Genomic DNA, 14,409 nt, shown 5'->3' with positions numbered 1-14,409 from the left:
GAGGTAAGGAAAAATGGCAATTTTAGAAACAAAAAATCTTAGTTATTTTTATCAAGATGGCGATCAGCGTCGATTTATTTTAAAAAATACTAATGTTGCTTTTGAACAAGGGAAATTTTATACCATTTTAGGACAATCTGGTTCAGGAAAAACAACATTCCTTTCTCTGATCAGTGCTTTGGATACTCCTAAAGAAGGCCAGGTGTTACTGAACGGAAAAGATATCAAGACAATTGGATACGAAAAGTATCGTCGTAACGATATCAGTATTATTTTTCAGAGTTATAATTTAGTACCATACTTGACAGCGTTGGAAAATGTTTTAGTTGCTATGTCGATTACAGACAATGAACTACCGCCTAATCAAAAAGAAGTTGCGTATAATCTGTTAGATTATATCGGAATCACAAGTGAAAAAGCGGATCGACTTGTGAATCAGCTTTCTGGAGGTGAGCAACAACGTGTGGCGATTGCTCGGGCGTTAGCTACGAATGTAGATATCATTTTAGCTGACGAACCGACTGGAAATTTAGATGAAGGAATGGAACAAGAGATTGTCGATATTTTTCAAAATCTAGCAAAAGTTCATAATAAGTGTATCATTGTTGTGACGCACTCTAATGATATTGCTGGGCAATCTGATGAAACCTATTACCTGAAAAAAGGTGTGTTAAAAAAATATGAGTGATTTTCTATCGAATTTTAGCGGAGATAATTATGAGAAAACCCGCCAGCAAAAAATTGAACAAAAGGATAAATTGAATAAACAAGAATCGACAAAGAAGATAAAATTAGAAAAAAGATCAATAAATAAAGACAAAACAACTTTAGATCAAGACAAAAACCATTCTGAAGTATCGTATGGACCACAAAATAGTCCAAATAATACAGCCAATTCTATAAAACAAAATGAAACAATTTCCAAAGCAACTGAACCAGAGAATCCTGAAGAGCTGATTTATACTAAAAAACGATCAAAAAAGAAAAAATATGAACCTAAACATGAACCAATGAAAGAACAAGAGTCAACTGTAGTTGCGCCAGTAAATGAGTCAAAAAATCCTGAAGAAGTGATTGAAACTGATCCGACCTATAAAAAGAAACAGATCAGAAAAAAAATATATATCGGTTTAGGCAGTTTGGCAGCAGTTTCATTATTATATTTTGGCTATTATCAAATGACTCATGTAAAAGTACCTGATTTTGAAGGGAAAGAACTGTCTGAAGTTCGTGAATGGACAACAGAAAATGGTGTGAAACTTCAAGTAGAGCAAAAATATAATTTTGATAAAGAAGCAAATGTAATTATTCATCAAACAGTGAAAAACAAGAAAATCAAAAAAGGCAAAGAGCTAGTAGTGGATGCTAGCCTTGGAGCGGATCCTGAAGAGGCCGTTTCACTCCCAGACTTTAAAGCAATGAAATTGAAAGATGCGAAAAACTGGATCAGTGAACAAAAAGCCGATAACCTAGCAATCATTGAGGAATACAGTGACAAAGTAGCTGCTGGCGACTATATAAAATTTGAAATAACAAATAAAGATGTTAAAGCTGAAAACTACAAACGTAAAGACAAAGCGAAGGTTTATTTTTCTAAAGGAAAAGAAGTTTTTGAAAAAGATATCTCAATGCCTGATTTTACTGGAAAACCCAAAGAAGAGGCAACTGAATGGGCTAAGAAAAATGAAATTACACTAAAGGTCGATGAAGCTGATTCAGATAAGGTTGAGAGTGGAAAAGTTATTTCACAGAGTATTGGCAAAGACACCAAAGTTGCAAAAAAAGAATCGATGTCGATTACAGTTTCGACAGGTAAAGCATTGATTGTGCCAGATTTTTCACAATTTACAGCAGAAGAAGCAGAATCAAAAGCAAATGGATTACAAGTTCAAGTGAAGCAACTATTTAACGATGAGGTTCCTTATGGCCGATTTATTAGCCAGTCTGTAGAAATCGGGAAAAAATATACGGAAAAAGATGAAAAACCTGTGATTCAAGTGGTTTATTCATTTGGAAAACCATATATTAAAGATTTGCGTGATAGTACATTAGAAGGAGATCTTCAAAAGATTTTCTACGATGAATATCAATCTAAAGGTGCTAATATCACGTATCAAGTTTATTATGTCGATTCAACTGTAACAAAAGGTACTGTTGTTAAGATGAGTCAATATAATGAATTTATCCCGATCAATTCGGTTGTTCAAATCGGAATTAGTAAAGGAAATCTAAAAGCAGAGGAAAATAAATCTTCGGATAAAGAAGGATAATTTGAATAAAAACTAGTTTTGAAAGTGAGGCTGGGATGTGGCTCGTAGAGTAATGTCCCAGCCTCCTTTTTTTGAACCTGAAGCAAACTATTTCGAAAATAGTAAGTCATAATCAGTTTATTAACCTTGTTTTTCGCCTATATTAAGGCAATTCCACCATAAATTTATTAAATAATGTCGAAATTTTTTCATTTGCATAGGCATTTCATAAAGATATTGCTATAATAGTCTAGATAGATTTTTGGAATGGAGGGAAAAATATGTTACGTTTTTTTCCGCAAAAGAATAAATACATACAAAAAGAGAGTACATTTACTTTTGATAGCGCGGGTCCAATTCCAGGACACGTAGCGGTGATTATGGACGGGAATGGACGGTGGGCTAAAAATCGTCGCTTGCCACGAATTGCTGGGCATAAAGAAGGAATGAATACTGTAAAAAAGGTTACAAAACATGCAAGTAAATTAGGGATCAAGGTTCTGACTTTATATGCATTTTCTACTGAGAATTGGAAGCGACCAACAGATGAAGTAAGTTTCTTAATGCAGTTACCAGTAGATTTTTTCGATACCTTTGTACCAGAATTAATCAAAGAAAATGTTAAGGTTCAAGTGATGGGCTACAAAGAATTTTTACCAGCACATACTCAAGATGCGGTAGAACGTGCAATTGAACAAACTAAAAATAATACTGGCATGATTTTAAATTTTGCCTTAAACTATGGATCAAGAGCAGAGATTCTGACAGCGGTAAAAGAAATAGCTGGAAAAACAGCAAATGGTCAACTTTCGCCAGAGGATATTACTGAAGCAACGATTGCGGATCACTTGATGACAGGCTTTTTAGCAGATGATTTAAGAGATCCAGAACTATTGATTCGTACGAGTGGTGAAGAAAGAATCAGCAACTTTTTACTTTGGCAGATTGCTTATAGCGAATTGTTTTTTACAGATGCTTTGTGGCCTGATTTTAATGATGAATTATTAGAAAGTGCGCTAGCATCGTTTCAAAATAGAAATCGCCGTTTTGGCGGCTTGAAGGAAACAGAGGAGGAAGATAAATGAGACAGCGCGTTATTACAGCGGCCGTAGCATTAGTAGTGTTTATACCGATCATTTGGTATGGGGGCTTTGTGATTGAACTTGCAGCAGCGTTATTAGCAGTTGTAGGGGTTTATGAATTATTCAGAATGAAAGGACTAGAAATTGCTAGTTTTGAAGGCGTGCTTTCGGCTTTAGGAGCAGTATTTTTAGTTCTACCAAAAGATCGTTGGTTTTTCTTTTTGCCAGAGAAAGCAGATAATTTTATTCTATTTTATCTAACGGTCATGATTTTATTAGGCGGTTTAGTTGCTTCAAAAAATATGTATACCATCTCTCAAGCTGGTTTTCCAGTTATTACAAGTTTGTATGTGGGCGTTGGGTTCCAAAACTTTGTGAGTGCTAGACATACTGGTTTTGTTGTTTTGCTTTATGCATTATTTGTTGTATGGTCAACGGATATCGGCGCTTATTTCATTGGAAAACGATTTGGGAAAAGAAAATTATGGCCGGAAGTTTCACCTAATAAAACGATTGAAGGTTCATTAGGCGGAATTCTATGTGCAGTTGTTGTAGCATTTTTATTCCTAATGTTGACACCTAATAAAGAATTATTTGTTTATAATTTACCGATTATGCTGATCATCACAGTGATTTTTTCGATCGTCGGTCAATTTGGGGATTTAGTTGAATCATCCATCAAACGACACTATGATGTAAAGGATTCTGGAACTATTTTACCAGGACACGGCGGCATATTAGATCGTTTTGACAGCTTACTTTTTGTTTTTCCAATCATGCATTTATTCGGGCTATTTTAATTTCTAAACAAGAAGGGAAGGTAAAAAACTCTGAATGCTCAGGGTTTTTCTTTTTACTATGAAAAAAATTGCATTATTAGGTGCTACAGGTTCTATCGGTACAAGTACAGTTGATGTTGTTACTGCCTATCCTGATTTGTTTCAAATTGTTTCACTAACGTTTCATTCAAATAGTGAAAAGGGAGCAGCCTTGATTGAACTACTGAAACCAAGCTATGTAGGTGTGGGTTCAGAAAAAATAAAAACAGAACTTCACAACCGTTTCCCAGAAATTGAATTCGGCGTAGGAGAAGAAGGTATGGTAAGGGCTGCAACGCTTGAAGAAGTTGATGTCGTATTAACGGCTGTTTCAGGAAGTGTGGGATTGAAACCTACAATGGCTGCAATCGAAGTAAGGAAAGATATTGCCTTAGCAAACAAAGAAACCTTGGTTATGGCGGGTTATTGGGTCATGGAAGCGGCAAGAAAAAATAATGTAAGCATTCTACCAGTTGATAGTGAACACTCAGCTATTTTCCAATGCCTGGAAGGTCAACAAAAGGGCAATCTAAAAGAGTTAGTGATCACAGCTTCTGGAGGTAGCTTTAGAGATTTGACGCGAGAAGAACTTAAATCAGTCACTTTGGAGCAGGCGCTAAACCATCCAAACTGGTCAATGGGCAAAAAAATTACGATAGATTCAGCGACAATGATGAATAAAGGGTTAGAAGTTATTGAAGCCCATTGGTTATTTGGTACAGATTATGATAAAATAAAAGTTGTTTTACATAAAGAAAGTATTGTTCATTCAATGATTGTTTTAAAAGACGGTGCATACTTGGCTCAACTTGGACCAAGCGACATGCGTGAGCCGATTCAATATGCATTGACGTATCCAACTCGTTTGCCGATTCAAAATGAAAAACCATTCGATTTAAGCCAGATTGGTCAATTGAATTTTGAGCCAATGGATTTTGACCGTTTTCCAATGCTAGCGTTAGCTTTTCTAGTCGGAAAAAAAGGTGGAGCGTATCCAACAGTTTATAATGCTGCCAACGAAATTGCGGCAAATGCATTTATTGACGGCAAAATCTCATATCTTCAAATCGAAGAGTTTGTCAAAAAAGCAGTTTGGAACTATACAGAAACGAACGACGTCACTTTGGAAGAAGTGATCGCAATCGATAAACAAACAAGAACTATCGTAGAAAGATGGATAAAGGAAGAAGGTCTGTTATGAAAACAATCATTACATTTATTATTGTCTTTGGGATTCTTGTCTTAGTGCATGAATTTGGGCATTTTTTCTTCGCAAAACGTTCAGGTATATTAGTACGTGAATTTGCGATTGGCATGGGACCAAAGATATTTGCACATCAAGGAAAAGACGGAACAGCGTATACGATCCGAATTTTGCCGATTGGTGGATATGTACGTATGGCTGGCATGGGTGAGGACGAAACGGAGTTAGCCCCCGGAATGACTCTTTCTGTTGAACTGAATGAACAGGAAGAAGTCGTAAAAATCAATACTAGTAAAAAAGTTCAATTGACGAATAGCATTCCGATGGAAATGTTGGAAGCAGATTTGGAAAGAGAACTATTTATCAAAGGCTATGTCAACGGTGATGAATCTGAAGAGATCACGTATAAAGTGAATCACGATGCAACGATTATTGAACAAGACGGAACAGAAGTTAGAATTGCACCTATCGATGTACAGTTCCAGTCAGCAAAACTTTGGCAGCGGATGCTGACCAATTTTGCTGGACCAATGAACAATTTTATTTTAGCTTTTGTATTATTTACACTTTATGTCTTTATGCAAGGTGGCGTAACGTATACAAATACAAATCTAATCGGTGGCATCCAACCGGATAGTCCAGCTGAAAAAGCTAACTTAAAAGCGGATGATCGAATCGTATCGATCGATGGTAAGTCTGTTAGTGACTGGAATGGTTTTACAAAAATTATTCAAGATAGTCCTGATAAAGAATTGAATCTAATGGTTGAGTCAGGTGGGAAAACAAGAGAGGTGGATATAACACCTAAAAGTCAAAAATCTGGCAAACAAGAAATTGGTGTAATTGGCATCTTACCGCCTAAGAAAACTGGGTTAGCAGATAAACTGCTTGGCGGAGTTAAAGAAACCGTAAATAATTCTATGCAAATTTTCAAAGCACTGAAATCATTGTTTACTGGATTTAGTTTAGATAAATTGGGTGGTCCGGTAATGATGTTCCAAATGTCTTCAGAAGCATCGAAAGCAGGATTGAACACGGTAATCTGGTTGATGGCTATGTTATCAGTCAATCTTGGGATCATTAATTTACTTCCAATACCAGCTTTAGATGGTGGGAAGATCGTTTTAAATATTTTTGAAGGACTTAGAGGAAAACCTTTAAGCCAGGAAAAAGAAGGAATACTAACACTGATCGGTTTTGGTTTCATAATGGTATTGATGGTGTTAGTAACTTGGAACGATATTCAACGTTTTTTCTTTTAACTAATTAATTGGATTTTATAACGAATCACTTGAGGAGATTCAACAATTCGTTTAAACAAAGGAGAGTTCTAATGAAACAGTCAAAAATGTTAATCCCAACTTTACGTGAGGTACCAAATGATGCGGAAGTATTAAGCCATCAAATGTTATTGAGAGCGGGTTATATTCGTCAAGTCTCAGCAGGGATTTATTCTTATTTACCATTAGCAAATCGGGTACTTGAGAAATTAAAAAAAATCATGCGCGAAGAATTCGATAAGATCGATGCTATTGAAATGTTGATGCCAGCATTATTACCAGCAGAATTGTGGAAAGAATCTGGACGTTATGAAACGTATGGTCCAAATCTTTATCGCTTAAAAGATCGTAATGAGCGTGATTATATTCTTGGTCCAACACATGAAGAAACATTTACAGAATTGATTCGTGATGAGGTAAATTCATATAAACGGTTACCGTTAAATCTCTATCAAATTCAAACAAAATACCGTGATGAAAAACGTCCGCGTTTTGGTTTGTTGCGAGGCCGAGAATTTATCATGAAAGATGGCTATTCTTTCCATGCTGATGAAGAAAGTTTGGATCAATCATACCGTGATTACGAAAAAGCGTATTCGGCTATTTTTGAACGTTGCGGTTTGAATTTTAGAGCAATCATCGGTGATGGTGGTGCTATGGGTGGAAAAGATTCTAAAGAGTTTATGGCGATTTCAGATATCGGTGAAGATACAATTTGTTTCTCTACTGATGGTGATTATGCTGCAAACTTAGAAATGGCAACGAGCCTATATACACCTAAAAAATCACATGAAACACAATTAGATCTCGAAAAAGTAGCAACTCCGAATGTTGGATCGATCGAACAAGTTGCGGCATTTTTCAACGTGGAACCACAACGAATCATCAAGTCTGTCTTATTTATGGCTGATGCTGAACCTGTTTTAGTTTTAGTTCGCGGAGATCATGAAGTGAATGATGTTAAATTGAAAAACTTCTTAGCTGTTGACTTCTTAGAAGAAGCAACAGAGGAAGATGCACGTAAATATTTAGGCGCCGATTTTGGATCAGTTGGCCCAGTTGAATTGGCTGAAGAAGTGAAATTGTTTGCTGACTTACATGTCCAAGACTTAGCGAATGCAATCACTGGAGCAAACGAAACTGATTTCCATTATACTAATGTTAATCCAGGACGCGATTTTACACCAATCAGTTATGAAGATTTACGTTTTGTTCAAGAGGGCGATCCTTCTCCTGATGGAAATGGTGTTTTAGAGTTTACTAAAGGCATCGAAATCGGTCATATCTTTAAACTTGGAACGCGTTATAGTGAAGCAATGGGCGCAACGGTTTTAGATGAAAATGGCAGAGAAAAACATGTGATTATGGGTTGTTACGGAATTGGTGTCAGTCGATTGCTTTCAGCAATCGTTGAACAAAACATCGATGAAAATGGTATTAATTGGCCAACAGGAATTTCACCATTTGATTTACATGTTGTTCAAATGAATATTAAAGACGAATATCAAACAAAACTTGCTCAAGAAGTGGAAGAAGTAATGTCAGCAGCTGGATATGAAGTATTAGTTGATGATCGTAATGAACGCGCAGGCGTAAAATTTGCAGATGCAGATTTGATTGGTTGTCCAATCCGTATCACAGTTGGTAAAAAGGCTGTTGATGGTGTAGTCGAAGTGAAAATCAAACGAACTGGCGAAATGGTTGAGGTTCGTAAAGAAGAACTTGAAAGTACATTATCTATCTTATTGAACGCAGATAAAGAATAAATCTAGAATGTTTACGGAATCAATTCTCAATTAGATTCCGTAAATGTTTTTTTTAGGACTATTAGGTGAAAAATATATTTAAATCAGATAACCGAGATTTTGTTTACATTGTATTTCAATAGAAAAAATAGTATACTTAACTGTGGCGAGGCACTTGGCAGAAATGTCTAAGGGCCTCTTTCTTATCAAGTTATCCAGCTAAGAGCTGAGAGTTTTAAATAGAGTAAGTTTTTTTGCTATATTTTGAAAAAGAGTAAAAATTGGGAATAAAAAGACCTTTATCTTATTTACAGTCCAGTTAGAACTGGAAGAGCGCATTCCGCTTTTATTAAAAGGAGGTTCATCAGTGGCAGACAAGGCACAAGAGTTATTTGCAAAGTTGGTTGATCAAATTCAATTAAATGAACAAGAGCGACAGCATCCACTCATTCAACAAGGGAGAATTGACAAAGTTGTCGTTCATCAACAAAGCCGCTTATGGGAATTCCATTTAGGCTTCACTGAAATATTACCGGTAATGCTGTATCAATCGTTTATGCAGCAATTAGAACTTGCTTTTCAGCAAATTGCAGGAGTATCTGTAAAAATTTCAGCGGATAAAAATGAATTTACAGAAGAACAATTGACGGATTATTGGCAATTAGCATTATTGAATAGCCAATGTGATACGCCTCTAGTTCAGCGAGTGATCAAAACACAAACTCCAGTCATTGAAGATAAAAAAATTATTTTACCCGTTGATAATGACGCTGTTATTCCTTATTTAAAACAACAATATTTACCAATCATTGAAGAGCTTTATTTCAACTATGGTTTTCAAAAGTTTCATATCGAACCTAAAATGGATGAGCAGCAAGCTAAACGTGTGCTGGCATTATTTGAAGAGCGCAAGCAAGAGCAAGATGCTGCATTCCAACAACAAGCAGCCGAATCGCTTATTAAGCATGAACAAAAGAAGAAACAACAGCAGCAACAAGGTCCAGCACTTGAAGGACCGATTCGTCTTGGTCGAAATATACCAAATGATGAACCGATCATGCCGATGGACAATATTCTAGAAGAAGAACGTCGGGTAACGATCGAAGGCTTTGTTTTTGATGTAGAAGTGCGGGAATTACGTTCTAAACGGAAAATCTTGATTTTAAAGATTACTGATTATACCTCATCATTTATCGTTAAAAAATTCTCAAATGGTGAAAAAGATGAACAAATCTTTGATGCGATTCAAAAACATAGTTGGGTGCGGGTTCGTGGAAGCATTCAAGAAGATACTTTTATGCGAGATCTAGTTATGAACTGTCAAGATTTGATGGAAGTCAAACATGCGCCGCGCAAAGACTATGCACCAGAAGGAGATAAACGTGTCGAGCTTCATTTACACAGCAATATGAGTACAATGGATGCAACAAACAACGTTGCTGATTATGTCGCTCAAGCGGGTAAATGGGGACACAAGGCGATTGCAATCACCGATCATGGTGGAGCGCAAGGATTTCCAGATGCTCATAGTGCTGGAAAAAAAGCTGGCGTTAAAATTTTATATGGTGTTGAAGCTAATGTCGTAGATGATGGTGTTCCGATTGCGTATAACGAAGCACACATAGAATTAAGTGAAGCAACTTATGTTGTATTTGACGTGGAAACAACTGGATTGTCAGCTGTTTATGATACGATCATTGAGCTCGCTGCTGTTAAAATGCATAAAGGAAATATTATCGATACATTTGAACAATTTATCGATCCAGGTCATCCATTATCTCAAACAACTATTAATTTAACTGGGATTACGGATGAGATGGTCCGAGGCTCTAAATCAGAGGAAGAAGTGCTTCGTTTATTTAGAGAATTTTCAAAAGATACGATCCTTGTTGCCCACAATGCATCCTTTGATATGGGCTTCTTAAATACGAGTTACGGAAAATATGATATCCCAGAAGCGGAAAATCCCGTTATCGATACGCTTGAGCTGTCTCGTTATTTAAATCCTACATTCAAGAGTCACCGTCTAAACACATTATCCAAGAAGTTTGGCGTTAACTTAGAACAACATCACCGAGCAATCTACGATTCTGAATCAACAGGACATTTATGCTGGATCTTTTTGAAAGATGCCAAAGAAAATCATAATATGAATTATCATGACGAATTAAATATGCATATTGGAGAAGGCGATTCTTATAAACGTGCCAGACCGTTTCATGCAACGATTTTGGCAACGACTCAATCTGGCTTGAAAAATCTCTTTAAGCTGATTTCGATGTCCAATATCAATTATTTTTTCAGAATTCCACGTATTCCTCGCTCTCAGTTGAGTAAATTACGGGAAGGTTTGATCATTGGTTCTGCTTGTTCCAATGGTGAAATATTTGAAGCTATGATGCAAAAAGGGGTAGAAGAAGCTAAAAATCGAGCAAAATTCTATGATTATATCGAAGTCATGCCCAAAGCTGTCTATGCGCCATTGCTAGAACAAGAATTAGTAAAAAGTGAAGCCGATTTAGAAGAGATCATTACGAATTTGGTGAAAATTGGAGATGAATTAGAGAAGCCAGTTGTTGCAACTGGAAATGTTCATTATCTAAATGAAGAAGATAGTATTTATCGTAAAATATTAGTAGGTTCCATGGGTGGGGCTAATCCATTGAATCGACATAGTTTACCTGCTGTTCATTTTAGAACAACAGATGAAATGCTCACAGCATTTCAATTTTTAGGCGAAGAAACTGCACATCGAATTGTTGTAGAAAATCCTAATGCTGTAGCTGATATGTGTGATGAAATCACCCCCGTTAAAGATGATTTATATACACCAAAAATTCCAGGTTCGGAAGATGAAATCAGAAATTTAAGTTATACGCGGGCAAAAGAGCTTTATGGTGATCCGTTGCCTGATATTGTTGAAAAACGATTGAAAAAAGAATTGGATAGTATTATCGGAAATGGGTTTTCGGTTATCTATTTGATTTCACAAAAATTAGTGCATAAAAGTATGGAAGATGGCTATCTAGTTGGATCCCGTGGATCTGTGGGGTCAAGTTTTGTAGCGACGATGACAGGGATTACAGAGGTCAATCCTTTGGCGCCGCATTATCATTGTGTCAACTGTAAACACTCTGAGTTTTTTGAAGACGGATCGTATGGTTCTGGTTTTGATATGCCAGAGAAAAATTGTCCAAACTGTGGTCAACGATTGTTTAAAGATGGTCATGATATACCGTTTGAAACCTTTTTAGGATTCCATGGGGATAAAGTACCCGATATCGATTTGAACTTCTCAGGAGATTATCAAGCTGAGGCGCACAACTATACAAAAGTTTTGTTTGGTGAGGAATATGTGTATCGTGCGGGAACAATTGGTACAGTTGCAGATAAGACCGCTTATGGATTTGTGAAAGGCTACGAGCGAGACCATAATCTTCATTTTAGAGGAGCAGAAGTCGATCGCTTAGCGAAAGGTTCTACTGGTGTTAAACGAACGACTGGACAGCATCCAGGGGGTATTATTGTTATCCCGGATTATATGGATGTTTATGATTTTACGCCAATCCAATATCCGGCGGATGACCAAAATTCTGAATGGAAAACAACTCACTTTGATTTTCACTCGATCCATGATAATATTTTGAAACTCGATATTCTTGGACATGATGATCCTACTGTTATTCGGATGCTGCAAGATTTGTCAGGAATCGATCCTAAAACAATTCCGACAGATGATCCTGAAATGATGCGAATTTTCGCTGGGCCAGAAGTCCTTGGCGTGACACCTGAGCAAATTTATTCTAAAACGGGTACTTTGGGAATCCCAGAGTTTGGGACTCGTTTCGTACGAGGCATGTTGGAAGAGACACATCCTTCAACTTTTGCTGAGTTACTGCAAATATCTGGATTGTCTCATGGTACCGATGTTTGGTTAGGCAATGCTGAAGAATTGATTCGCCGAGGAGAAGCGACGCTAGCTGAAGTTATTGGTTGTCGGGATGATATCATGGTTTATCTGATTCATGCAGGTTTAGATAGTGGTATGGCCTTTAAGATCATGGAGACGGTACGTAAAGGACTTTGGAATAAAATTCCTGATGAATTAAGAGAAGAATATTTGACGGCAATGAAGGAAAATAATGTACCAGATTGGTATATCGATTCTTGTTCGAAAATCAAATATATGTTCCCGAAAGCCCATGCTGCAGCCTACGTTTTGATGGCGTTGCGTGTTGCTTACTTTAAAGTATATTTCCCGATTTTATACTATTGTGCCTATTTTTCTGTTCGGGCAGACGATTTTGATTTAGTTGCAATGTCACAAGGGAAAGAAGCTGTGAAAGCCCGAATGAAAGAGATTCAAGATAAAGGGCTGGAAGCCTCTACAAAAGAAAAAAATCTATTAACGGTTTTAGAACTTGCCAACGAAATGATTGAACGCGGCTTTAAATTCGGTATGATCGATTTATATAAATCAGATGCCGAGAATTTTGTGATCGACGGAGATACGTTGATTGCACCATTTAGAGCGGTGCCTAGTTTGGGACTTAACGTAGCGAAATCAATTGTAGAAGCAAGAGAGGAACCATTCTTATCTAAGGAAGATCTTGCGAGTCGAGGGAAAGTATCAAAAACATTGATTGAATATATGACTGAAAATGGCGTGTTGAAAGATTTGCCAGATGAAAATCAATTATCATTGTTTGATATGTTATAAAACAAATGGAATGCATAGAGTAAAGTCTATGTATTCTATTTGTTTAGTCAATGCTATTATAATTTTGTTTGAACAGACATACAAATGTTTCCGGTTTGAGACAAGAAAAAAATTTAAGGTAAAAGTCTAATAAAAGTTGTAATAATATCACTAAACCTTTAACTTTTCTATTTAGTAGCATATAATAAGAAAGGGTTTATTTGAGAACACACAATGATAACTTTCATGGTACAATAGCATGTAATGGATCACTACAGGAGGGAACACTATCATGGTCAAAGAAAAAACAAGATATAAAGCTGTGATTGCCGATCGTACGTATACAATCATCGGACAAGAAAGCAAACAACATATGGATTTAGTAACGAAACTAGTAAATGAACAATTAGCTGAAATCAAACATATTTCACCACAAACAAACGATGAACAAGCATCAGTATTATTGGCTATCAATGCCATTTCTGATCAATTGAAAAAACAAGAAAAAGTGCTTAACTTAGAACAAGAAGTAGCTGAATTAAAAAAACGGACAATTAGATTAGCAGAACTGGAAAACCGGATCAAGCGCATCGAAGCAATCGAAGAAGAAGCTAGAGGTGTTTTGAAAAAGAACGGACAGGAAGATGTAGAAATACATAATCATATGGAAGCTCAGCAAATCTTAAATGAAAACCGAAAGCAACAGATTCAAAGTAAAAGCACTCAAGACCAATAATCTGAGAGGATGACAGGATGTTAACACTACTTATTTTATTACTTTTTGCCATTGGATTTTATACAGGCGCTAGACGCGGACTGATTCTACAAGTTTTATATACATTTGGCTATCTTTGTTCTTATTTTATAGCTAGAACGTATTATAAGAGTTTAGCCTCTCATCTGGAATTGTTCATCCCATATCCTTCACCGACAGCTGATACTAAATTGGTCTTTTTCAAACAAGAGCTTACGCTTGATTTAGATCAAGCTTTTTACGGCGCTGTAGCGTTTTTACTTATTTTAGCAGTAGGTTGGTTAGTTGTGCGATTTTTAGCTATCTTTGCTCATGGATTGGTCTTTGTACCAGTATTAAAACAAGCGAATTGGCTAGCTGGCGGACTAATAAGTTTAATCGTTGTTTATATCGGAGTTTTTTTAGTTTTAAGTACAGTGTCGATGTTGCCAGTTGATTCAGTCCAAAATCAATTTAAAAACAGTGGATTAGCACGATATATTATAAAAGATACACCAATTTTTTCTAAGCAAATCTATAATTTGTGGATCGAACAGATGATTAAATAGGATAAAGCAATGCAAGTATTACAAGAACAG

At 36.4% G+C, this 14,409-nt stretch carries 10 protein-coding genes; all 10 read left to right on the top strand.

Features of this window, described 5'->3' with window-relative positions; all coding sequences use genetic code 11:
• The first annotated feature begins 13 nt into the window (after positions 1 to 13).
• Positions 14 to 688 carry an ABC transporter ATP-binding protein gene (locus tag BCR21_RS01890; protein WP_069644826.1) on the top strand — a complete coding sequence of 225 codons (675 nt, stop codon included), beginning with the start codon at positions 14 to 16 and terminating at the stop codon, positions 686 to 688.
• Complete coding sequence (locus BCR21_RS01885) at positions 681 to 2,270, top strand: PASTA domain-containing protein (protein ID WP_069644825.1); 1,590 nt, start codon at positions 681 to 683, stop codon at positions 2,268 to 2,270. Before BCR21_RS01890 ends, BCR21_RS01885 begins: the two co-directional genes overlap by 8 nt.
• 260 nt (positions 2,271 to 2,530) lie before the next feature.
• A complete protein-coding gene (locus tag BCR21_RS01880; RefSeq protein WP_069644824.1) occupies positions 2,531 to 3,334 on the top strand; it encodes an isoprenyl transferase in 804 nt (267 codons plus the stop codon).
• On the top strand, positions 3,331 to 4,131 hold the full coding sequence (locus BCR21_RS01875; protein WP_069644823.1) for a phosphatidate cytidylyltransferase: 801 nt from the start codon (positions 3,331 to 3,333) through the stop codon (positions 4,129 to 4,131). Before BCR21_RS01880 ends, BCR21_RS01875 begins: the two co-directional genes overlap by 4 nt.
• A gap of 58 nt (positions 4,132 to 4,189) precedes the next feature.
• Complete coding sequence (locus BCR21_RS01870; RefSeq protein ID WP_069644822.1) at positions 4,190 to 5,350, top strand: 1-deoxy-D-xylulose-5-phosphate reductoisomerase; 1,161 nt, start codon at positions 4,190 to 4,192, stop codon at positions 5,348 to 5,350.
• Entirely contained in the window at positions 5,347 to 6,615 is a 1,269-nt protein-coding gene (rseP, locus tag BCR21_RS01865) for an RIP metalloprotease RseP (protein ID WP_069644821.1), read from the top strand. Before BCR21_RS01870 ends, rseP begins: the two co-directional genes overlap by 4 nt.
• Positions 6,616 to 6,686: 71 nt before the next feature.
• Entirely contained in the window at positions 6,687 to 8,399 is a 1,713-nt protein-coding gene (locus BCR21_RS01860; protein WP_069644820.1) for a proline--tRNA ligase, read from the top strand.
• Between the two features lie 346 nt (positions 8,400 to 8,745).
• Positions 8,746 to 13,098, top strand: a complete 4,353-nt coding sequence (locus BCR21_RS01855) for a PolC-type DNA polymerase III (protein WP_069644819.1) — start codon at positions 8,746 to 8,748, stop codon at positions 13,096 to 13,098.
• A gap of 271 nt (positions 13,099 to 13,369) precedes the next feature.
• Positions 13,370 to 13,813 (top strand): cell division protein ZapA, encoded by a 444-nt coding sequence (locus tag BCR21_RS01850; protein WP_069644818.1) that lies wholly within the window; start codon positions 13,370 to 13,372, stop codon positions 13,811 to 13,813.
• Positions 13,814 to 13,830: 17 nt separating this feature from the next.
• Positions 13,831 to 14,379 (top strand): CvpA family protein, encoded by a 549-nt coding sequence (locus tag BCR21_RS01845; protein WP_069644817.1) that lies wholly within the window; start codon positions 13,831 to 13,833, stop codon positions 14,377 to 14,379.
• Positions 14,380 to 14,409: the final 30 nt, after the last annotated feature.

Origin of the sequence: Enterococcus ureasiticus, assembly GCF_001730285.1 — a bacterium.
Classification (GTDB): Bacteria; Bacillota; Bacilli; order Lactobacillales; family Enterococcaceae; genus Enterococcus_L; species Enterococcus_L ureasiticus.
The sequence above is the reverse complement of the archived record's forward strand: the minus strand, read 5'-3'. Positions and strand labels throughout refer to the sequence as shown.

Coding starts and splice junctions, on each gene's coding strand:
- BCR21_RS01850 (WP_069644818.1), top strand. CDS start 13,370: ATGGTCAAAGAAAAAACAAGATATAAAGCTGTGATTGCCGATCGTACG.
- BCR21_RS01845 (WP_069644817.1), top strand. CDS start 13,831: ATGTTAACACTACTTATTTTATTACTTTTTGCCATTGGATTTTATACA.
- BCR21_RS01870 (WP_069644822.1), top strand. CDS start 4,190: ATGAAAAAAATTGCATTATTAGGTGCTACAGGTTCTATCGGTACAAGT.
- BCR21_RS01860 (WP_069644820.1), top strand. CDS start 6,687: ATGAAACAGTCAAAAATGTTAATCCCAACTTTACGTGAGGTACCAAAT.
- BCR21_RS01885 (WP_069644825.1), top strand. CDS start 681: ATGAGTGATTTTCTATCGAATTTTAGCGGAGATAATTATGAGAAAACC.
- BCR21_RS01875 (WP_069644823.1), top strand. CDS start 3,331: ATGAGACAGCGCGTTATTACAGCGGCCGTAGCATTAGTAGTGTTTATA.
- rseP (WP_069644821.1), top strand. CDS start 5,347: ATGAAAACAATCATTACATTTATTATTGTCTTTGGGATTCTTGTCTTA.
- BCR21_RS01890 (WP_069644826.1), top strand. CDS start 14: ATGGCAATTTTAGAAACAAAAAATCTTAGTTATTTTTATCAAGATGGC.
- BCR21_RS01880 (WP_069644824.1), top strand. CDS start 2,531: ATGTTACGTTTTTTTCCGCAAAAGAATAAATACATACAAAAAGAGAGT.